General features: G+C 69.5%; 22 protein-coding genes. 6 read left to right on the top strand and 16 right to left on the bottom strand.

The genetic code is table 11. The features are described from left to right. Positions 1-24 precede the first annotated feature (24 nt). Positions 25-777 (top strand): maleylpyruvate isomerase family mycothiol-dependent enzyme, encoded by a 753-nt coding sequence (locus ACIBG8_RS00155; RefSeq protein ID WP_397340186.1) that lies wholly within the window; start codon positions 25-27, stop codon positions 775-777. Then, positions 774-1,424, top strand: a complete 651-nt coding sequence (locus tag ACIBG8_RS00150) for an MBL fold metallo-hydrolase (protein ID WP_397340185.1) — start codon at positions 774-776, stop codon at positions 1,422-1,424. The genes ACIBG8_RS00155 and ACIBG8_RS00150 overlap by 4 nt, the downstream gene beginning before the upstream one ends. A gap of 1 nt (position 1,425) precedes the next feature. On the opposite strand, the gene ACIBG8_RS00145 is transcribed toward ACIBG8_RS00150, so the two are convergent. The 13 genes from ACIBG8_RS00145 to ACIBG8_RS00085 all read right to left on the bottom strand — a co-directional run bounded on the left by ACIBG8_RS00145 (position 1,426) and on the right by ACIBG8_RS00085 (position 14,742). Then, entirely contained in the window at positions 1,426-1,692 is a 267-nt protein-coding gene (locus ACIBG8_RS00145) for a hypothetical protein (RefSeq protein WP_397340184.1), read from the bottom strand. A gap of 19 nt (positions 1,693-1,711) precedes the next feature. Next, positions 1,712-2,521: a CDP-diacylglycerol--serine O-phosphatidyltransferase gene (pssA, locus tag ACIBG8_RS00140; protein WP_397340183.1), complete on the bottom strand. Its 810-nt coding sequence runs from the start codon at positions 2,519-2,521 to the stop codon at positions 1,712-1,714. Beyond that, a complete protein-coding gene (locus ACIBG8_RS00135; protein WP_397340182.1) occupies positions 2,508-3,119 on the bottom strand; it encodes a phosphatidylserine decarboxylase in 612 nt (203 codons plus the stop codon). The genes pssA and ACIBG8_RS00135 overlap by 14 nt, the downstream gene beginning before the upstream one ends. A 140-nt stretch (positions 3,120-3,259) precedes the next feature. After that, positions 3,260-4,255: a TerC family protein gene (locus tag ACIBG8_RS00130; RefSeq protein ID WP_397340181.1), complete on the bottom strand. Its 996-nt coding sequence runs from the start codon at positions 4,253-4,255 to the stop codon at positions 3,260-3,262. 535 nt (positions 4,256-4,790) lie between these two features. Further along, positions 4,791-5,855, bottom strand: a complete 1,065-nt coding sequence (locus tag ACIBG8_RS00125) for a glycosyltransferase (RefSeq protein WP_397340180.1) — start codon at positions 5,853-5,855, stop codon at positions 4,791-4,793. A gap of 458 nt (positions 5,856-6,313) precedes the next feature. Then, the gene (gene murJ, locus ACIBG8_RS00120) at positions 6,314-7,897 is read right to left on the bottom strand and encodes a murein biosynthesis integral membrane protein MurJ (RefSeq protein WP_397340179.1); all 1,584 of its coding nucleotides are present in this window, start codon (positions 7,895-7,897) and stop codon (positions 6,314-6,316) included. 31 nt (positions 7,898-7,928) lie between these two features. Continuing rightward, positions 7,929-8,777, bottom strand: a complete 849-nt coding sequence (locus ACIBG8_RS00115; protein ID WP_397340178.1) for a hypothetical protein — start codon at positions 8,775-8,777, stop codon at positions 7,929-7,931. Between the two features lies 1 nt (position 8,778). Next, on the bottom strand, positions 8,779-9,753 hold the full coding sequence (locus tag ACIBG8_RS00110; RefSeq protein ID WP_397340177.1) for a copper transporter: 975 nt from the start codon (positions 9,751-9,753) through the stop codon (positions 8,779-8,781). Beyond that, on the bottom strand, positions 9,750-10,946 hold the full coding sequence (gene steA, locus ACIBG8_RS00105; RefSeq protein WP_397340176.1) for a putative cytokinetic ring protein SteA: 1,197 nt from the start codon (positions 10,944-10,946) through the stop codon (positions 9,750-9,752). Before steA ends, ACIBG8_RS00110 begins: the two co-directional genes overlap by 4 nt. A gap of 73 nt (positions 10,947-11,019) precedes the next feature. Then, on the bottom strand, positions 11,020-12,729 hold the full coding sequence (gene recN, locus ACIBG8_RS00100) for a DNA repair protein RecN (RefSeq protein WP_397340175.1): 1,710 nt from the start codon (positions 12,727-12,729) through the stop codon (positions 11,020-11,022). A 123-nt stretch (positions 12,730-12,852) separates the two neighbouring features. Further along, positions 12,853-13,752, bottom strand: coding sequence for an NAD kinase (locus tag ACIBG8_RS00095; RefSeq protein WP_397340174.1), 900 nt, complete (start codon positions 13,750-13,752; stop codon positions 12,853-12,855). Continuing rightward, positions 13,749-14,561, bottom strand: a complete 813-nt coding sequence (locus ACIBG8_RS00090) for a TlyA family RNA methyltransferase (protein ID WP_397340173.1) — start codon at positions 14,559-14,561, stop codon at positions 13,749-13,751. The genes ACIBG8_RS00095 and ACIBG8_RS00090 overlap by 4 nt, the downstream gene beginning before the upstream one ends. 22 nt (positions 14,562-14,583) lie before the next feature. Beyond that, a complete protein-coding gene (locus ACIBG8_RS00085) occupies positions 14,584-14,742 on the bottom strand; it encodes a hypothetical protein (RefSeq protein ID WP_397340172.1) in 159 nt (52 codons plus the stop codon). Positions 14,743-14,813: 71 nt separating this feature from the next. Here ACIBG8_RS00085 and ACIBG8_RS00080 point away from each other — a divergent pair, with 71 nt between their 5' ends. Continuing rightward, positions 14,814-15,161 carry an SCP2 sterol-binding domain-containing protein gene (locus tag ACIBG8_RS00080; RefSeq protein ID WP_397340171.1) on the top strand — a complete coding sequence of 116 codons (348 nt, stop codon included), beginning with the start codon at positions 14,814-14,816 and terminating at the stop codon, positions 15,159-15,161. Here ACIBG8_RS00080 and ACIBG8_RS00075 read toward each other — a convergent pair. Next, a complete protein-coding gene (locus ACIBG8_RS00075; RefSeq protein WP_397340170.1) occupies positions 15,158-15,646 on the bottom strand; it encodes an LURP-one-related/scramblase family protein in 489 nt (162 codons plus the stop codon). The genes ACIBG8_RS00080 and ACIBG8_RS00075 overlap by 4 nt on opposite strands. Before the next feature lie 58 nt (positions 15,647-15,704). On the opposite strand from ACIBG8_RS00075, the gene ACIBG8_RS00070 reads away from it, so the two are divergent. Together ACIBG8_RS00070 and ACIBG8_RS00065 are read left to right on the top strand one after the other, a co-directional pair. Beyond that, positions 15,705-16,436 (top strand): ABC transporter ATP-binding protein, encoded by a 732-nt coding sequence (locus ACIBG8_RS00070; RefSeq protein WP_397340169.1) that lies wholly within the window; start codon positions 15,705-15,707, stop codon positions 16,434-16,436. Continuing rightward, positions 16,436-17,206 carry an ABC transporter permease gene (locus ACIBG8_RS00065; RefSeq protein WP_397340168.1) on the top strand — a complete coding sequence of 257 codons (771 nt, stop codon included), beginning with the start codon at positions 16,436-16,438 and terminating at the stop codon, positions 17,204-17,206. Before ACIBG8_RS00070 ends, ACIBG8_RS00065 begins: the two co-directional genes overlap by 1 nt. A gap of 302 nt (positions 17,207-17,508) precedes the next feature. On the opposite strand, the gene ACIBG8_RS00060 is transcribed toward ACIBG8_RS00065, so the two are convergent. Continuing rightward, positions 17,509-18,495, bottom strand: a complete 987-nt coding sequence (locus ACIBG8_RS00060) for an HAD-IIA family hydrolase (RefSeq protein ID WP_397343877.1) — start codon at positions 18,493-18,495, stop codon at positions 17,509-17,511. 725 nt (positions 18,496-19,220) lie between these two features. Further along, positions 19,221-19,643 carry a tetratricopeptide repeat protein gene (locus ACIBG8_RS00055; protein ID WP_397340167.1) on the bottom strand — a complete coding sequence of 141 codons (423 nt, stop codon included), beginning with the start codon at positions 19,641-19,643 and terminating at the stop codon, positions 19,221-19,223. Positions 19,644-19,753: 110 nt separating this feature from the next. On the opposite strand from ACIBG8_RS00055, the gene ACIBG8_RS00050 reads away from it, so the two are divergent. After that, positions 19,754-20,476: DUF1015 family protein (locus tag ACIBG8_RS00050; protein ID WP_397343876.1), on the top strand; the 723-nt coding region annotated here is incomplete at its 3' end.

The following is a 20,476-nucleotide window of genomic DNA, read 5'->3' as shown; positions in this document are numbered from 1 at the left end:
CTTTATGCCCGGTAAGGATCTCCTATGAGCGTTCTCCCCTCGCTTCAAGCGGAACTCGCCGCGGCCACCAACCGCTTCCTGGCCACCGTCGCGTCCCTGACGGACGTCTCCCAGCCGTCCTTACTGCCCGGCTGGAGCCGGGGACACGTGCTCGCCCACGTGGCGCGCAACGCCGACGCCCACCTCAACCTGCTGACCTGGGCCAGGACCGGCGTCGAGACCCCGCAGTACGCCAGCCTCGCGGCCAGGGCCGACGAGATCGAGGCGCTCGCGCCCAGGCCGGTCGCCGAGCACCTCGCCGATCTCCGCGACGGCGCCGCCCGGCTGGCGGGAGCCGTACGAGATCTGCCGGAATCGGCCTGGAGCGCGACCGTCAGCGGCCTGCGCCCGCCGCCGCACCCCGCCTGGTACATCCTCGTCCGCAGGCTGCGCGAGGTGGAGATCCACCACGTGGACCTCGGCGCGGGGTACGGCCCGGCCGACTGGCCCCCGGTTTTCGTTCGGCGGGAGCTGCACGACTGCCGCGCCTCCTGGGACCGGGCGTCGAGCACGGTGAGCGAGATCAGGTTCCCCTCCGAGACCTGGACCGGCCTCGGCGAGGGCCCGGCCGTCGCCGGTTCGCCGTCGGCGGTGCTGGCCTGGCTGACCGGGCGCTCGTCCGGCGAGGGGATTAGGGTGGGGTCAGAGGGGCGGATGAGTGTGCCCGCCGCACCCGCGTGGCTGACGCTGCCCGCCCCCGCCGATCTTCCAGCGACACCCCCGGAGGACTACCCATGACCTATACAGGCGACGTCCAGGTCGGCGGCCCGGCCGATGTGCGTGAGCTGCCGGGCCTGACGATCTCCAAGCTGGCCGTAGGACCCTTCGACAACAACGCCTACCTGTTGCGCTGTACGGTGACCGGCAGCCAGCTGCTCATCGACGCGGCAGCCGAGGCCGACCGCCTCCTGGCGCTGCTCGGCGACGGTTCCGCCGGTGAGCTCGACACGATCGTCACCACCCACCAGCACGGCGACCACTGGCAGGCCCTGGAGCAGGTGGCCAAGGTGACCGGCGCGCAGACGATCGCCCACCCGCTCGACGCCCCGGCGCTGCCCGTGACGCCCAGCCGTACGGTCGAACACGGCGACACGATCGCGGTCGGCGAGATCGACCTGGAGGTGATCCACCTGCGCGGCCACACGCCCGGCTCGATCGCCCTGCACTATGACGGCCACCTGTTCACCGGCGACTCCCTGTTCCCGGGCGGCGTCGGCAACACCCAGAAGGACCCGGAGCGCTTCACGCAGCTCTACACCGACGTGGTGGAGCGCCTCTTCGACGCCTTGCCCGACGAGACCTGGTTCTACCCGGGCCACGGCAAGGACTCCACCCTCGGCACAGAACGCCCCTCCCTCCCCGAATGGAAGGCCCGCGGCTGGTAGCTCAGCCGTACCGGGAAAGAACCGTGACGATGCGCTGGGCCGCGGTGGCGGGGTCGTCGGCGAGGCCGAGGATCTCGCCCCACGACCAGCGGTAGAACCAGCCGTCCGACAAGGGCACGCAGTCGACCGTCTCGGTCAGCATCGCCGTGTCAGGATCGCTGATCTTCAGCGCGGGCGGGTCGGAGCGCAGCGTGGCGGTCAGGCCCCGCGACTCCACCTCCCCCGCCAGCCTCGACAGGAAGTACGTGCGCGTGTGTTCGCGGGGCATGACCTCACAGTAGAACGGGTCAGACCTTGCTGGCCTTACGTTGCTCGCGCTTGTAGAAGAGCATGCGCAGCGGGATCGCGGCCACCAGCGCGATCTGCATGCTGGCCCCCACCTTGATCGGCAGGTCGCCGCCCTCGGGGAAGGCCACCCAGAACGTCAGGAAAGCCACGTTCACCATGATCCAGCCGAGCACGACCGCGGCGAGCTGGCCCTTGGGCTTGGGGTACTCGATGCGGCTGACCATCAGCCAGGCCACGCCGAGCAGCGCGATGAGCGCCGGGTAGCTGGGCTGGAACAGCATGACGATCGAGATGACCGTCATGGCGCCCATCGGGATGGGCAGGCCCATGAAGTCGCCGCTCTTGGTCTTGACGCAGGCGAACCGCGCCAGCCGTACGACTCCCGCGATCAGTACGGCTGCCGCCGCGCCGATGACCGCCCACAGCTCCACCTTGTCGGTGAAACCACCCCAGATCACGATCATGAACGCCGGGGCGAAGCCGAAGCTGATCACGTCGGCCAGGTTGTCCAGCTCGGCGCCCATGGCCGAGGCGCGGAAGCGCCTGGCCACGAGGCCGTCGAACAGGTCGCAGGTCGCGCCGATCAGCAGCAGGACGACCGCCGTCGCGAAGAAGCCGGGGGCCACGATCAGGCCCTTGCCGTCCTTCAGCGACTCGATCGCCGAGGACGCGAGGAGGCACACGGCCAGGAAGCCGCACAGCGCGTTGCCCAGCGAGAGCGAGTCGGCCGCTGACAGCCGGAACGCCTTGCCGACCGGCCCTTGAGGCTCGTCCTGGCCTTGCCAACCACTGGCGTCAGCCGCGGTCAATTCTGGTCACCCCCGCCACCGTCTTCTCACCCACGGCCACCGCCGGAGCGATTCCCTCCGGCAGGTAGATGTCGACGCGCGAGCCGAACCGGATCAGGCCGATCCGTTCGGTCTGGGAGAGCTTGGCGCCCGCACTCACGTAGGGCACGATCCGCCGCGCCACCGCGCCCGCGATCTGCACCATCTCGATGTCACCGAGCGCGGTTTCGAAATGCCACACCACGCGCTCGTTCTGGTCGCTGTCCTTGTTGAAAGCCGGCAGGAACCCACCAGCCACATGCTGCACGGAGGTGACCGTTCCCGCAAGAGGCGCCCTGTTGACGTGTACGTTCAGCGGGCTCATGAAGATCGCCACGCGCGTGCGGCCGTCCGGCCACGGGTCGATGCTCTGGACGACGCCGTCGGCCGGCGACAGGACCCTGCCCTGACCGGGCGTCCGGTCAGGGTCGCGGAAGAACCAGAGCATGGCCCCGGTGAGCGCGGTGAGCGGCACGGCCGCCAGCGCCCAGCGCCGGTCACGGCCGCTGAGCAGCGCGGTGACACCGGCCGCTGCCACGGTCGGGAAGAGCCACGGGGAGACGCCGCGGGCGAGCCGCACGCGGCCTGGGTTAGCAGAATCGTCTGACACGGACAACCTTTGATGGTGACTAAGGACTGGGCGCTTTGCCGTGATGTTACAGAACTCGCAACTCTTTCACGCCGCAACCAGACAAGCAAAGCGCCTCTCAGGCCGGTTGGCTAGCCCTGGTTCGCATCCGCTGAGGTGGTGATTTCCTTGCTCTTCCGCGCGTCGCTGCGGGACTTGAGAAGGCTCGCCACCGTGGTGATGACCATGGTCGCGCCGATGACGCCGAGTGAGACCGAGATCGGCACCTCCGGCGCCCACGAGACATGGCTGGCGTGCAATGCCTCCAGAATCAGCTTAACCCCGATGAAACCGAGGATGAACGCCAGCCCGTAGCTGATGTACACCAGGCGCTGCAACAGCCCGCCCAGAAGGAAGTACAGCTGACGCAGCCCCATCAGGGCGAACGCGTTGGCCGCGAAGACGATGAAGGGGTCCTGGGTCAGCCCGAAGATCGCCGGGATGGAGTCGAGGGCGAACAGCAGGTCGGTGGTGCCGATCGCGACCATCACGATGAGCATCGGCGTGACCATGCGCCGGCCGTCGACCTTGACGGTGACCTTGGAGCCGACGAACCCCTCGGTGGTCGGGAACGCCTTGCGCACCCACCTCAGCAGGACGTTCTCGTTGAACTCGTCGTGATCGCCCTTCAGGTGCTGCCTGACCAGGTTGACCGCGGTGTAGATGAGGAAGGCGCCGAAGACGTAGAAGAGCCAGCTGAACCGGGTCAGGGCGGCGGCGCCGAGCGCGATGAAGATGCCGCGCATGACCAGCGCGAGCAGGATGCCGACGAGCAACACCTTGTGCTGGTAAGCGCGCGGTACGGCGAAGCGGCTCATGATGATGAAGAAGATGAACAGGTTGTCGACGCTCAAGCTGTATTCGGTGATGTATCCGGCGAAGAACTGCCCTGCCGCGTCACCACCGAGGGTCAACCACAGGACCACTCCGAAAACGGCGGCGAGCGCCACGTAGAAGGTGACCCAGAATCCCGCCTGTCGCATGGAGAACTCACGGGCTTCACCACGGTCGACGATCCATAGGTCGACGGCGATCACAACGAGGAGGCCACCGATTACGGCGAGCCAGGCCCACATAGGTACGGCCACGATCTGTCAATCCCTCCGGCGCGCATGACTGACTGCCGGAGGTCTCTCCCGCCAGCTGGACACCGCGGACCGGTAGCCCCGGGGGCCCCGTGGAGTGGGGCTGCACCGTGATGACGAGGCTACCGCGAAGGGATACTCCCCTCCCTAACCCACGCAGTATAGGAGAACCAGTAAGCGGTGCCTAATCTTCCAGGTCTTCTTGGCAAATCCCATACACGCCGCTATCGATCCATCACAAACCGCAACCCTTCCCTCAAAACGCCCTCCACGCTGCGAACACACCCCCGTGTAGCTCCCCGACGGGACGCATGCCCGCGGGGACCAACCCCGGGACACACGCAGCCCTCTGGGCCCCAGCCCCGCCTCAGGCCCCAGCCCGCCTTGGCCCCCGCCTTGGGCCCAGCCCTTGTGAGGGCGAGCGCGCTGGAGCGCTCGACCGGCCCACACGTGCTTCACCGAGCGTGCACGCCCAACCGGGCGGCGCCTGCGCTCGCGAGGGGCGCGAATGCGCTGCCCTCCAGCCTTGTGAGGGCCGTCAGCTCCCGTAGGCGTAGAGCGCCGCCACCACAGCGTCGTCAGCCGTGGGCAACTCCGCCCCACGACGGGCCGAAGCCCGCGCCAAGCTCTCCGCCCGCTCCGGGTCGGAGATGATCTCCTGTACGGCGGAGCGCATAGCGGCCACGTCCCCGAACGGCACCAGCACCCCCGCCTCCCCCACCAGCTCAGGAATCCCCCCCACAGCCGTGGCGATCACCGGACGCCCGGCCTTCAGTGTCTCGCTGAGGCTCAACGGCTGCCCCTCCCACCGGCTCGGCCAGACCACAGCCGTAGCCGCCCCCAGCAGATCAGGCACATCCCCCCGATTGCCCAGCAACACCACAGGCAACCCCTCAGCGTCGATCCGCCCCTTCAACTCCCCACGCAAAGGCCCATCCCCCGCGATCACGAACAACACGGCGTCCAACCCGGCCGCCACGTCGAGCAGCACCTCGAGCCCCTTCTGCTGAGCCAGCCGCGCCAAGCTCAACAGGATGGGCCGATCCCCAGCCCCGAGCTCCGCCCGCACCTCGGCAGGCGTCCGCACCGCCGGACGCAGATCAGGCGCGGGCACCACAGCCGCGGACACGTCCCGAGCCCCGAGCGCCCGCATCCGCTCCCCCAGGTCGGGAGACACCACCAGCACCCGATCCGCCCGCCGAGCCACGATGCGCTCGAGCGCCGCGTACACCGCCCCCACCATCCCCCCGGCGGTGAGCGCGTTGTGCAGCGTGACCACGAGCCTCGGCCCCCGCCCCGCCAGCGCCGCCAGGGCTCCCGCCCGCAGCCCGTGCGCGTGAACGACGTCCGCCTCCCGCGTCAACCGCCTGACAGCGAGTACGGCACGCAGGTCGTTGACCGGATGCGGCCGATCGGACACGGCCACCGCGACGAACCGCGCTCCGGCCTTGGTGAACCCGAAGGCGTCCTCGACGCTCTGCGGGCCGATCACGACCACCTGGTGGCCGCGCCGTACCAGGCCTTCGGTCAGCATGAGCACGTGCCTGCCCGTACCGCCGGACGTGGTGCCCAGCACGAAAGCCACCCGCACAACCGCTCCCATCCCTACTTCTCCACCCTGACCACGCGCTCACCACTCCCCTGCTGCGCCGGGGGCAACGAGAGGTCCCCCCGAAGACCGCCGTCTAAGACCGCCGTCGAAGACGCCCTCACCCCGAAGGTGGCCGCAGGCTCCTCGCTGCGAGCACCTCGCGGTTGCCCACAATCCGTCCAGAGCCATCCTCCGACAACGCGACGCCCAGGAGCGGCGAGACCCGCACGCGAGCAGAAGAAGCGACACAAACCCGCACGCGGGCGCAGGGCGCGGGTGCGCAAAGGCGACGTGCGGGAGGAGCGAGTATCCCCCTGAACCCGGCATCCCTTCCGAGGAGCTCCTGCCAAGGAGTCCAGCCCTCCACAATGGGCCCCAGCCCATCCCAAGGAGCCCAACCCCTCGCGGGGACCCCAACCCCTCGCGGGGAGCCCAGCCCTTCCCAGCGGAGCGGCCAATCCGCACAACCGTCATCGTGACCCCCCGCGCCGCAGGACGAGGGACACCAGCGTCCGGGCGTCCGGGCGGTCGACCAGCGCCGCCACCAACGCACCCACCACCACGGCCGCGACCCCGGCCAGCACCGTCGCCCCGAGGTTCCCCCACAACCCCTCCGCGTCCAGCCCAGCCACCACCCCAGCCCCCGCCAGGTACCCGCACACAGCCCCGCCCACCCCGGCGGCCGCCGCCCTCCCCAACCCAGAAACCGCGGCCCGCCCCCGCGCACGCACCACCGACGCCAGCAGCAGAACCCCGCCGACCGTCATCCCGACCGTCATCCCCAGCGCCATCCCGCCGATCTTCCACCCGGCGGGAAACAGATGAACGAAGACCGTCTGCGCCACCATGACGACGAGCCACGCCGCCACCGTCCCCACCGCGACCGCCCGCCCGCGCCCAGCCGCGTACAACACCCGGCTGAGATGCGCGATCAGCCCATAACCGATCAGCCCAGGCGCGAACATCGCGACAGCCCGTGCGAGCTCCGCAGGCGCCACATCGGTCTTGAACCCCAGGAACACGATCGCCCCAGGCGAGGACACCCCGGCCAGCACCCCCGCGGCCAGCCCGGAAACCAGCACCACCGCCCGCGTCGTCCGCGCGGCGAGCAACGCGAACCCGTCGACGTCCCCATCGGACGCCCGAGCGGACAACCCGGGAAACGCGCTGGTCGCGATGGGCACGGCGAGCACCGCGTAGGGCACCAGGTAGACGGCCCACGCGTAGTTGTAGACCGCGATCGCCCCGGTCCCCACATCGTTCGCCAGGAAGACCACCAACGCCATCGCCGCCTGCTGCGCCACGAGCCCGGCGATCCCGGCGAGGGCAAGACGACGCACCTGTACGGCCACGCCCGGCGGAAAGGACAACGTCGGCCGCCAGCGCAGCCGCAGCCCCAGCACCGGCCCCACCACGCTGACGACCAGCGCCACGACCCCCAGCGAGGTCCCCACCGACAACGCCAGCTCAGCGGCGGGAGTGGCGAGCTGACCCGGCAGCACCCCGGCGTCCAGCGGCACGAACAGCAGGTAGGCGGCGATCACCACGATGCTCGACACCAGCGGCGCCACCGCGGGCCCGGCGAACCGCTGGTGCGCCTGCAGCACGCCGTAAAGCACCACGGCCACGCCGTACAAAGGGATCTGCGGCGCGAAGACCACCAGCATCCGGGTGGCCACCTCCGAGCCGCCGGCGCACACGCCGTCGCCGAAGAACAGCCCGATGATCGGCCCAGCCAGCAGCGCCGTCAGCGCCCCCAACGGCACCAGCACCACGAGCACCCAGGTCAGCAGCGCGGAACTGATCCGCCCCACGTCGGCCGACCGCCCCGCCAGCACCGGGACGACCATCCCGGCCAGCGCCCCGCCCACGACGACCTCGAAGACGATGTTGGGGATCTGGTTGGCGGTGAAGTAGGCGGTGGCCAGGCAGTTGGTGCCCACGGTGTTGGCGAAGACGTATTGCTTGGCGAACCCGGCGACCCTGGCCAGGATCGTGATCGCGCCGATGAGCACGGCAGAACCCGCGACCCCCCGCGCGACCCGTTCGTTCATGCGGGCCATCCTGTCAGGCGGGGCCGACAGTTCATGGGGCGACGGGGCGGCGACCGAGCATGTCGAGGCGGTTGAGCACGGGGTTGCCCGCGATCACGCGGGTGAAGCTGATCTTCTCGGACGCGGCGGTCAGCGCGGCGACCGTGCCGAGCAGCACGAGCCTGCCAGGACGGCCCAGCCGGGTGGCCGCGGCGAGCCCGAGCAGCGCGCCGAGCGCGTTGGCTCCCGCGTCGCCGAGCATGGCCCGCTCGCCCAGGTCCTCGGGCAGCAGCGCGACGGCCGCCCCGAGCGGTACGGCCACCAGTCCGGCGGCTACAGCGTCGCCGCGCAGCACGGACAGGGCGAGCAGGGGCGTTCCGGTGAGCAGCCCCACCTTGATCGCCCGGCCCGGCCGCAGGTCGAACAGGTTGGCCAGGTTGGCGCTGCCCGCAACGAGCGCACCGTTGACCAGGGTGTCCACCGGCCCGCTGGACACGAGCGCGGCCGAGGCCAGCCCGGTCGCGCCGATGCCGAGGATCTTGACGGCCCCGCTGGTGACCTCGCCGCGCGCCAGCGCGCTCAGGTGCCCCTTGAAGCCTTTGGAGGCGGTCGCGCCGTACAGGTCGTCGTAGGCGCCGAGCGCCCCGCTGCCCGCTCCGGCCAGGACGGCGGCCAGCCGTACCCGGGCGGGAAGGCCGGGAGCCAGGGCCGCGCCCGCGCTCGCGCCGGCCACGAACGCCGGGCCTTCGAGCAGCGTCAGCTGCTCGCCCCTGTGGTTGGTGCGCGCCCAGCGGTCGTCCTTCTGGTCCACCTTTCGGCGGGTGAGGGCGGTGTAGGCGGCTTTGGCGGCGATCGCGCCGATCGCGGCGCCCGCCAGCGCGCTCAGCAACGCACGGGCCATGTCAGCTCCCTGACGAGGTGGGGGTGGGGGACGGGGTGGGGATCGGCGGCTGGAAAGCGGAGGAGTCCGCGCCGAGCCCGTACTGGCCGGACTCGCCGGCCAGCTGTTCCTGCAGGGCGAAGACGACGACGACCCGCCCGGCGGGCATGTCGATGCTGTCGTCGCTGGAGATGGTCTTGACGAGCTCGTTGTTGTCGCGCAGCGCCGCGATCACCCCGCCGACGGCGGTGGCCGAGGCCAGGTTGCCGCCCACGACCGCGCCCTTGCTGCCGGCGTCGAGCCCCGAGGCCACCGAGACGATGGCGTTGGCCTGGACCTCGGCGCTCTCTCCCTCGTACGGCTTCTCCGGTGCGAACACCACCGCGGTGGTGGCCCGCTTGGCCGGGTCCTTCTCGATCGTCAGGAAGCCGCCCTGCTCGAAGCTGGCCAGGACGTCGGCCGTGGCCGTGTTCACCGTGCCCGCCTGCGCGGCGTCGTTGGTGACCAGCGCGGCCGCCAGGAGGATGCCCGCCTTGTCGTAGGGGGTCGCGGTGGCCGGGAACGTGACCGTGCTCGGCTTGATCGTGGTGACCAGCTCGTCGAGCAGCCCGCTGCGCTTGGGGTCGACGAACTTCTCGGTCAGCGTGACCCGCCCGGTGATGATCGCGCCCGCCTGCTCCAGGACCAGCTGCTGCGCCTCGCGGACGGTGGTGTTGGCGCCCGCCGCCTCCACCAGCACGACGCGCTGGCCGGCCAGGTCGCCGGCGACGAGCTGCGGGGTGACGGCGCTGACGAAGGAGTCGTTGCCGCGCTGCCTGCTGCGCTCGACGTCGAGCTGGGCGCGCAGGTCGGCCTTCTCCGCCGTCAGGCTCTCGACCAGCCCCTGGGCCGACTCGAGCGCCGGCTCCTGCAGCAACGTCGTGCCCAGCACGATGCCGGTCGCGAGCGCGAGGAAGATCGCGACGATGGAGACGAGGTGATAGCGGAAATCGATCACGAGAAGAGTCCGACCAGCCAGAAGATGAAGCCGTTCCACGTGTCCTGCAGCCCGCTGAACCAGGTCTGGCCGATCGGTGAGACGCCGAGCGCGACACCCATCGTGATCAGGGCGGCGAAGGCGAGCAGGAGCAGCGAAGGCATGGAGATCCGGCTGCGGTAGAGCCGGCTGACGCCTTTGGCGTCGATGAGCTTGCTGCCGATGCGCAGCCTGGTGAGGAAGGTGCTGGCCATGCCGGAGCGGCCCTTGTCGAGGAACTCCTCGAGCGTCCAGTGGGTGCCGACGGCGACGATCAGCTCGGCGCCCTTGTCGTCGGCCAGCAACATCGCGATGTCCTCGCTGGTGCCGGTCGCGGGGAACAGGACCGCTTCCCTGCCGAGCTGGTGCACCCGCTCCAGACCGGGGGCGCGGCCGTCCCGGTAGGCGTGCACGACGAGCTCGGCGCCGCAGGTGAGCGCCTTGGTGGAGACCGAGTCGAAGTCGCCGATGATGAGATCGGGCAGGTAGCCTGCCTCGATCAGGGCGTCGGCGCCGCCGTCCACGCCGATGAGCACCGGGCGGTATTCCCTGATGTAGGGGCGCAGCGTGGCGATGTCTTCCTTGTAGTGATAGCCGCGCACGACGATGAGAACGTGTCTGCCGTCGATGGGGGTACGGATCTCCGGCACGCCGACTCCGTCGATGAGAAGCTTTCCCTCACCGCGAACGTACTCCATCGTGTTGACGGCGAACGCCTCGATCTGTACGGAAAGTCCGGCTCGCGCCTCGGCCAGCGCGGCCTCCACGCTGTCGGCCGTCTGCACGTCGCCCTTGCCGACCATCTCCTCGGCGAGGTAGAGCACCCCGTCGCACAGCCGTACGGTGTCACCGTCCTTGATGCGCTCGAACAGCTCGGACGAGGCGTTGTCGACGAACGGCACCCCGGCGTCGAGCAGGATCTGCGGCCCGAGGTTGGGATAGCGGCCGCTGATGCCTGAGGCGACGTCGACGACGGCCGCCGCGCCACACGCCACGAGTGCCTCCGCGCTGACTCGGTCAACGTCGACGTGGTCGATGATCGCGATTTCACCGGACTTGAGGCGCTTGGTCAGCCTCTTGGTCCGTCGATCGATTCGAGCCACTGCCGAGATGCCGGGAAGGTCGTCGACCTTCCGCCCGCGGAGGCCCGGCACTCTGCTTCCCGGAACCTTCATCAAGACCATCCTGCCAGAGTGAAGGAGCCGGAGGGCCCTGCACTGCGCGGCGTGTCTGTTATGTCACGCAGGATCACCTGTCGGCAGCGGCCAGATCGAGGAGTTCTTCGGCGTGTGCCCTGCCCAGTTCGGAATCTTCCATGCCTGCCAGCATGCGCGACAGCTCGCGCACCCGCCCCTCGTGGTTGAGCGTCACGACGCCGCTGCGCACGACGCTGCCGTCGCTGGCCTTCTCCACCACCAGGTGCTGGTCGGCGAAGGCGGCCACCTGCGGCAGGTGGGTGACGACGATGACCTGCGCGGTGCGCGCCAGCCTGGCCAGGCGCCTGCCGATCTCGACCGCCGCCTTGCCGCCGACCCCGGCGTCCACCTCGTCGAAGACGAACGTCGGCACCGGGTCGGCGCCGGCGAAGACGACTTCGATGGCGAGCATGACGCGGCTCAGCTCACCGCCCGATGCGCCCTTGTTGAGGGGCAGCGGCGGCGCCGCCGGGTGGGCCGCCATGCGCAGCTCGACCTCGTCGACGCCGTCAGGGCCGAACTCGCCTGCCTCGCTCAGCTGCACGATCACCCTGGCGTGTGGCATGGCCAGGGCGGTCAGCTCCTCGGTGACCGCGCTGCCGAACCGCTCGGCCGCCGCGGTGCGGATGCGGGTCAGCTCGCCGGCCAGCTCGGTCAGCCGGGCGGTGAGCTCCTGGTGCTCCCTGTCGAGCTCGACGATGCGGTCGTCGTCGCCCTCCAGCTCCGACAGGCGCGCGGCGGAGCGCTGCGCCCAGGCCAGCACGCCCGCGCTGTCTTCCGCGTACTTCCTGACCAGGCTGGTCAGGACCGCCCTGCGCTCCTGCACGGAGGCGAGCCTGGCCGGGTCGGCCTCGATGGACTCGGCGTAGGCGGCCAGGTCGGTGGCGACGTCGGAGATGAGGTAACCCGCCTCGGCGAGGCGGTCGGCCATCTGCGCGAGCTGCGGGTCGACGTCGCGCACCGCCTCGACGGCCGAGCGGGCCTGGCCGAGCAGGGAGGCCACGTCGTGGGTGCCGCCTGAGGACTCCATGGGGTCGCCGAGGAGCGCGGTGTGCGCGGTCGTGGCGGCGCCGCGCAGGGCGTCGGCGTGCGAGAGCCGTTCCTCCTCGGCGCGCAGGTCGACGTCCTCGCCCGGTTTGGGGTCGGCCTTCTCGATCTCGTCGAGGCTGAAGCGCAGCAGGTCGGCCTCCTGCGCGCGCTCCTTGGCGCGGGTGGTCAGCTCGGCCAGCAGCGCGCCGACCTCCTTGTGCCGCCGGTAGGTCTGGGTGTAGGCGCGCAGCGGCTTGACCAGTTCCTCGCCCGCGTAGCGGTCGAGGGAGGCGCGCTGCCTGGCCGACTGCAACAGGCGCTGCTGGTCCATCTGGCCGTGCACGGCGACCAGGTCGTCGGCGAGGTAGGTGAGCGTGCCGACCGGAACGGTGCGCCCGCCCAGCCAGGCGCGCGAGCGCCCTTCGGCGGAGACGGTGCGCGAGATGATCAGCTCGCCCTCTTCGACCTCGCCACCGATGTCCTCCACCTGCTGGGCGACGCGGCCCGCCGGGTCGACGACGAGCGTGCCCTCGACGGTCGCCTTGTCGGCGCCTGGGCGGATGCGCGAAGGATCGGCGCGGCCGCCGAACAGCAGCCCGAGCCCGGTCACGACCATCGTCTTGCCCGCGCCGGTCTCGCCGGTGACCACGTTGAATCCCGGAGAGAGCTCGAGAACGGCCTCGTCGATCACGCCGAGACCCTGGATGCGGACCTCCTCGACCCTAGGTCGCACTGGCCACTTCCTTCACTGTGCTTATGGTCGCGCTCGCTTCGGAACCCACGGCCCGTCCCTCGCTCCTGCGCTCAGCCGAACACCTGTGCGCATGTGATCCTACGCTCTCCGAGCACTATTGACTCAGGGTCGCACCCTTCCGCGCCACCCCTGAACGGGTAGTTCGAACTTCGCGACCAGCCGATCCGTGAAGGGCGCCCCGGTGCTCTCGATGCCGTGAAGCCGCGCCAGCCGTACCGGAACGTCGGACTTCCTGACCTCGATGCGCGAGCCCGAAGGCAGGTCGAAGCGGCGTCTGCCGTCGCACCAGAGGACGCCTCCGGGCGTGTCCGGGAGAATCTCCACGGCGAGCGACGAACGCGGCGAAACCACCAGCGGTTTGGCGAACAGGGCATGTGCGCTGATAGGCACCACGAGCAGCGCCTCGACCTCCGGCCAGACCACCGGGCCGCCTGCGCTGAAAGCGTAAGCGGTCGAGCCGGTCGGGGTGGCGCAGATGACGCCGTCGCAGCCCCAGCGCGACAGCGGGCGGCCGTCGATCTCGGTGACGACCTCGAGCATGCGCTCGCGCTTCTCCACCGTCGCCTCGTTGAGCGCCCACGTGTCGGCCAGGACCTGGCCGTTGAGCCTGGCCACGACGTCGAGCGTCATGCGCTCCTCCACGTCGTAGCGGCCGGCCACGACCGAGTCGACCGCCGCCGCGAGGTCCTCGACCTCCGCCTCGGCCAGGAACCCGACGTGGCCGAGGTTGACGCCGAACAGCGGGGTGCCCGCCGGGCGGGCGATCTCAGCGGAACGCAGCAGCGAGCCGTCGCCGCCGAGCACGATGATGAGCTCGGCGTCCTTGGCCGCGGCCGGTTCGCAGCAGACGACCTCGACGCTGCCGTTGCCGAGCTCGGGCGCCTCCGACTCCAGCACGCGCACGCTCAGCCCCGCGTCAACCAGCCGATCGATGACCAGCTTGGCGCTCTCGACCGCCGCGCCGCGCCCGGTGTGCGCGGTGACCAGCACTGTCCTGTTCATTGCGGCCCTTCGCTGACTGCCCGCACGATCTCGCCCTCGAGGTCGGCCACGGGGGGCTCCCCCTCTCCCTTGCCCATCCAGAGCAGGTACTCGACATTGCCAGAAGGTCCGGGCAGCGGGCTGGCCGTTACGCCACGGACGGAAAGCCCGAGCTCGTGCGCCTTGGCTGCCACATCCCGTACGGCTTGCGCCCGCAGCTCGGGGTCGCGCACCACGCCTCCGGCGCCCACCCGCTCCTTGCCCACCTCGAACTGCGGCTTGACCAGCATGACGAAGTCGGCGAGCGGCGCGGCGACGGCCGCCAGCGGGGGCAGCGTCAGGCGCAGCGAGATGAACGACAGGTCGCCGACGACCAGCGTGGGCGCCTCGCCCAGCAGCTCGGGCGTCAGGTCGCGGACGTTGAGCCGCTCCATGACGGTCACCCGGTCGTCGGTGCGCAGCGACCAGGCCAGCTGGCCGTACCCGACGTCGACGGCCAGGACGTGCGCGGCGCCGTTGCGCAGCAGCACGTCGGTGAAGCCGCCGGTGGAGGCGCCCGCGTCGAGGCAGCGGCGGCCCTCGACCTTCAGGGCGGGGAACGCCTCCAGGGCGCCGAGCAGCTTGTGCGCTCCGCGCGAAACGTAGTCGGGGCCGTCGGGCGACTCGGTGACGACGAGGGCGGCGGCGGTGTCGACCTGGGTGGCCGGTTTGCCCGCCACCTGGCCGCCGACGGTGACGCGGCCCGCCTCGATGAGCTGGGCGGCCTGCTCGCGCGATCTGGCCAGGCCCCGCCGTACGAGCTCGCTGTCCAGCCGGACACGGCGGCTCATCGGCCCTCCCTCGAAGGCTCGCTCACGCGTCGTCCACGGAGCCCAGGGTCTCCTCCAGCGCGGAGAAGGCCTCCTCGAACACCTGGACATGCTCGCCGACGGGCAGTGCGGTCACCCGGCCGAGCCCGGCCATGACGGCGTCGACGCGCTCGTCGCCGGTCTCCTCGGGCAGCTCAGTCATGACACGACCGTAACGCCTCCCGGCATGGCTCGGCACCTCGACCGGCCCGTGGTGGATAGGATGAGTTGCCTATGGCAAGTGTCGAGGAGTGCCGGGCCGCGCTGGCCAAGCTCGTCGCCCAGTTCGACGAGATCGACGAGGAGAGCAGGGCCAAGCACGTCGTCGAGCGGACGGTGAGCTGCCGCGTCTCCGACCTGGGCGTGCTGTTCTACGGCAGGCTGCACCACGGCGGGCTCGACCCGTTCGACGAGCAGCCGCCGGCCGACGGCAAGGACGCCGACGTCAAGGTCACCATCGCCAGCGACGACCTGATCTCGCTGGTCGACGGCGAGCTCGACCTGGCCAGAGCGCTGCTCGGTGGCCGGGTCAAGATCGACGCGAGTTTCGGCGACCTGCTCAGGCTGCGCCGGCTGCTCTAGCGGCCCTCATGGCTGATCATGTCGATGCAGGCCGCGATCGCCATGATCAGCGCCTGGTCCTCCCCCGCGTCGACCTCGATGCCGTAGGTGTCCCTGACGCGGAACCACTTCTTCGACACGGTGGCGATGGTGTCGCGGCCCCTGTCGATCTCGTACTCGTGGTCGACGAAGTCGCCCTTGGCCTTGAGCTCGCCGCCTGACGCCAGCTCGACCTCGAAGCGGTCGCGGATGCCGATCAGCTTCTTGTGCAGGGTGGCGACGGTGTCGCCGTCGCGCTCGATGCGCATCTTGTCGCGGAAGCTGATCAGCTTCGACTGGATCTTCAGCAGCTCGTTGCCCTGCCGGTCCTCCAGGACGAGGGTGTCGCGGATGCGCATGGCCTTGCCGTTCACCTTGAAGACCTTGTCGCCCTGGTCGTCCTCGATCCAGAAGTCGTCGCCGATCGAGAACATCTTCTGCCGCATCTGGTAGCGGACCGTCTTCATCGCTGCCCCCTGCTAAAGTGTTTAACGGATTCGTTAACTATTCCTGGATAGGCGGATCATGGGTCTCATCATCGACGCCTTACTGAGCCGCTCCTTCGGAGACAGGACCGCCGTCTCCGATCTGGAGCTCCAAGTTTCGCCGGGCGAGGTCTTCGGCCTGCTCGGACCCAACGGGGCGGGCAAGACGACCACCATCAGGATGCTGGCCACCCTGCTGCCGCCCAGCTCGGGCAGCGCTTCCGTGTGCGGGTTCGACGTGGTCCGCGCTGCGGGAGAGGTACGGCGGCGCATCGGCTACGTCATGCAGCAGGTCTCCCCCATGGGCTACTACATGCTCACCGGCAGGGAGAAGACCGAGATCGAGGCGGCGCTCTACCACGTGCCGCGCCGCCAGGTGCGTACCCGCGCGGCCGAGGTGCTGGAGCTGGTCGGGCTGACGGCGGACGCCGACCGGCTGGTGCAGGAGTACTCGGGCGGCATGCAGAAGCGGCTCGACCTGGCCTGCGGGCTGCTGCACCGGCCGGAGCTGCTCATCCTCGACGAGCCGACGCTCGGCCTGGACGTGCAGTCGCGGCACCGCATGTGGGACCACATCCGTTCGCTGTGCGACGAAGGCATGACGGTGTTGCTCGCGACCAACTACATGGACGAGGCCGACCGGCTCTGCGACCGCCTGACGATCATCGACCACGGCCGTTCCGTGGCCGCCGGTTCGCCAGGGGAGCTGAAGGCGGCCCTGGGCGCGCTGTCGCTCGACGACGTCTTCCTCCACCACACCCGGGAGCTCTGATGCAGGAGATCCTCGCCCTGTCCCGCCGCTGGCTGATCATCCTGCTTCGCGAGCGGCTGAACCTGCTGTTCAGCGTCCTCCAGCCGGCTGTCTGGATGGTGTTCTTCGCCGGGGCGCTCGGCGGCGTCATGGACGCCCGCGCGGTCGGGACCACCGACTACCTGGCGTTCGCGATGCCGGGCGTGATCGCGTTCACCGTCGTGGGCAACGGGGTGACGGCGGCGATGCCGCTGCTCTTCGACAAGGAGACCGGTTACCTGGACAAGCTGCTCAGCATGCCGATCAGGCGCAGCTCGCTGATCATTTCCCGCTTCGTGTTCCAGTTGGGGATGAACACGGCGCAGGTGCTGGTCACCATCCTGGTCGCGGTCCTTCTGGGGGTACGGCCGGCGTCCGGTGTCCTGGGGGTGGTGGCGATCCTGGTCACGGCGGGGGTGTTGACGCTGGCGCTCACTGCGGCGGCGATGACGCTGGCTTATGCGGTGCCGTCGCATGGGACGTTCTTCGCGATCGCCGGGTTCGTCACGTTGCCGCTGCTGTTCATGAGCAACGCGTTCGTGCCGTTGTCGGCGATGCCTGGGTGGATGGCGGTGGTGGCTCGGGTCAATCCGCTCACGTACGCGATCGAGGCGATGCGGGCGTTGACGTTGGAGGGGTTCGTGGTGTCCGTGCCTGGGTCGTTGGGGGTGTTGGTGGTGGTTTCTGGGGTGTTGCTGGGTTTGGGCGCCTGGCAATTCGGCCGCCAAACCAGCGACCGCGTCGCGGGGTAGCACCTGGGTTTCGAGCGGCTGGCGCCTTGCTTTGAACGGCTGGCGCCTTGTTTTGAACGGCTGGCGCCTTGTTTTTGGGCGGCTAGCGCCTTGCTCTGAGCGGCTAGCGCCTTGTTTTTGGGCGGCTAGCGTTGGGGCTTGCAACGCCTAACCCAGGCCTCTCGCATCACCCCCTGCGAGCCCCCTCATCTCCCCCATGCGCTCTCTTATCTCCCTCACCTGCGCGAGCAGGTGAGGGAGGAAGGGGTCTTCCTGTCAGGCGTTCTTGGCGGTTAGCGCTGGGTTTGCGCAGCGTGCGGCGATCAGCCGAGGACATCCAACACCGACTGGACAGCCTGCGCCTCAAGCGCCTTCTCCCCAGCCGCCGCCCAAGCGGCATCACAAGCAGCCCTGAGCCCATCGATGCGCGCTCCCTGACCCTCGAGCCGCAAAGCCCCATCACTCCACGTGGCCTGCCACCCCCCGCAAGCGCCCTGCCGTACCTCGGGATAGACCTCATGCAACGCACCAAGATCCTCCCCCACATACGTAGGCCGATGCTCAGGCGAGGCAGTCAGCAGATCCAACGCCGTAGCCACCCCCGTCAACACCAGCAGACTGTCGACCCCCGCATTGGTAGCCCCCTCGATGTCGGTGTCAAGCCTGTCCCCCACGACAAGCGGCCTGACCGCCCCCGTACGGATGATCGACTCCCGGTGCAGCGGCGGCTCCGGCTTGCCCGCCACCTCCGGCTCAACCCCCGTAGCCGTGACGATCACCCGGATCATCGCCCCATTGCCCGGCAACTCCCCCCGCCCGGTAGGCATGGTGGTGTCCGCATTGGAGGCGATGAACATCGCCCCCTGCCGCACAGCCAGCACCCCTTCGGACAACAGCCCGTAGTCAAGCCCAGGCGCGATCCCCTGCACGACGGCGACCGGCTTCTCCCAGGCGGTGGTGACCGGCGTAAGCCCACGCTCCCGCACCGCCTGCCGCAACCCCATCCCCCCAACCACCAGCACCTTGGCCCCAGGCTCCACCCGCTCGGCAACAACCCGAGCCGCAGCCTGCGCCGAAGTGACCACATCGCCCGCAGTGGCCGGAACCCCAAGCTCCACAAGGTGCGCCGCGATGGCCCCCGGCGTCCGAGAAGCATTGTTCGTCACATAGGCCAGCCGTACACCCTGGTCATGCGCGCGATGAAGGGCTTGAGGAGCGTTGGGTACGGCATGCCGCCCGAGATAGACAACCCCATCAAGATCAAGCAACAACGTGTCATACCCATCAACCAACACCGCGCCCCCACCCATCAACCCGCCCAACCCCTACCCCCAAACCCTACAAACCCCACCCAGCCACCCCACACCACAACCCACCACCCGCCCGAACCTCACCCCATCACACCGCAATCCACCACCCCACCCCACCATTCGCACAAACCTCACCCCGCCACCCCACCCGAACCTCACCCCGCCACCCCAACCGGACCTCACCCCGCCACCCCACCCCGCCACCCCAACAGGGCCTCACCCCGCCATACCGCGTGCCCCCAACCGCTACCCCGCACGCCCCCAACCGCTACCCCGCACGCCCCTAACCGCTGCCCCACATGACCCTCAACCTGCTACCCCGCACGCCCCCAGCCCCGACCTGAGCAACCCTCAACCCCAGCGGGGCGCACCATCCTCAAGCCAGACCGCGAGCACCCCGCAACCCCACACGACCCCGAGCATCCCGCTCGAACAAGCCGCCCAGATACCGAACCTCTCGACCCGAGCACCCCTCAACCCCACACGACCCCGAGCACCCGACACGACCGTCAAGCCTGGACCCCGAGCGACCGTCAACCCAGCACCTCACTCCACAGCGCACCAGCACGCAGGGCCTTCAACCCACCCACACGTCTCTGCCCCGTAGCCCGTGCGCAGGCAAACCCACGGCCTGCACCCAGCACAGCCCTGAACCACGCGGCACGCCCTTATGCCCTGAGCCCCACCACGCTCGTAAGGCCCGAACTCCGGCACAACCCGAAGGGCTACATGGCCTTGCGAGCCCGGAGTGTCGCCCGCACGTTCTTCAACGCCGTCACGTAATGCCGGTGATCAGGACGCATAGCCACAGCAATAGCCAACGGCTCCAACGCCCCCTCCATATCCCCCGTACGCCACAACGCCAGCCCCAACCCGAAATACGCGTAATCCTCCGTCGGATTGGCCGCGACGATGCGCCGGAAACTGTCCGCCGCCTCCGCATACTGCCGAGAGTTGAACTGCGCCCGAGCCAACGCCTCCCGCACACTGCGCGACTCAGGCTCAGCCTCAGCCGCCCGCTCCAGCAGCGCCGCAGCCGCCGCCGGGCTCCCCTCGCTCAGTAGCTTGACCCCGCGCTGGTACCAGTCGTAGACGTCACCCGCAGGGGTCCGCGGGGAATCATCGGGGACGTTTCTCCCTTGGTTCATATGTGAGGCCTCCTACATCGTCAGACGACAGATCCGGCCGATTCACTGAGGAACCGGGCACCGCCACGGCGTTGGAGCAATCCCTGGAAGACTCAGGCCTTTATGGGAACATGCCCGCTATGGCGACTCCTGAACTGCCGGTGCCCGATGGGCTGGTGCTACGTCCGTTCCGCGGTGTGCGCTTCACCGTCGACGACCCCGCCTCGGTGACTTCACCGCCTTATGACTTGATCTCCGACAGCGACGTACGCCGCCTCCTCGACAGCCACCCCAACAACGTCGTCCGACTGATCCTTCCCGGCACCCCCCAAACCCCGGCGCAAACCGCACCCAATCCGAGCTCCCCACCCACACCCTCCCCAACCCCGAACCCCCAGCCCAGCACGGACAGCACCCTCAACCACCTCTCAGCTCCGGATGCTCCGGAAGCTCCGGAAGCTCCGACCAGCACGAACATCCCCACCAGCAGCAGCGCAAATACCCCAGGCCCCACCAGCCCCAGCACCCCAGCCCTCACCCAGCCGTCCGCGCCCGAGGGGCGTATCGCCGCAAGCACGAGCAACACCGCGTCAGCAAGCGACGAAGAGACAGCCACAGTCACGGGCAGTGGCGCTGGAACCGATGCCAACGGCGACACCACGAGCGGTGGCCCTGGAATCGACGCCAACAGCGACACCACGAGCGGTGGCCCTGGAGCCGACGCCAACAGCGACACCACGGGCAGTGGCCCTGGAATCGACGCCAACAGCGACACCACGGGCAGTGGCCCTGGAATCGACGCCAACAGCGACACCACGGGCAGTGGCCCTGGAATCGACGCCAACAGCGACACC

Source organism: Nonomuraea sp. NPDC050556 (assembly GCF_044457355.1).
In the GTDB taxonomy this organism is placed as follows: Bacteria; Actinomycetota; Actinomycetes; order Streptosporangiales; family Streptosporangiaceae; genus Nonomuraea.
This window is presented reverse-complemented; position numbering and strand designations above follow the sequence as displayed.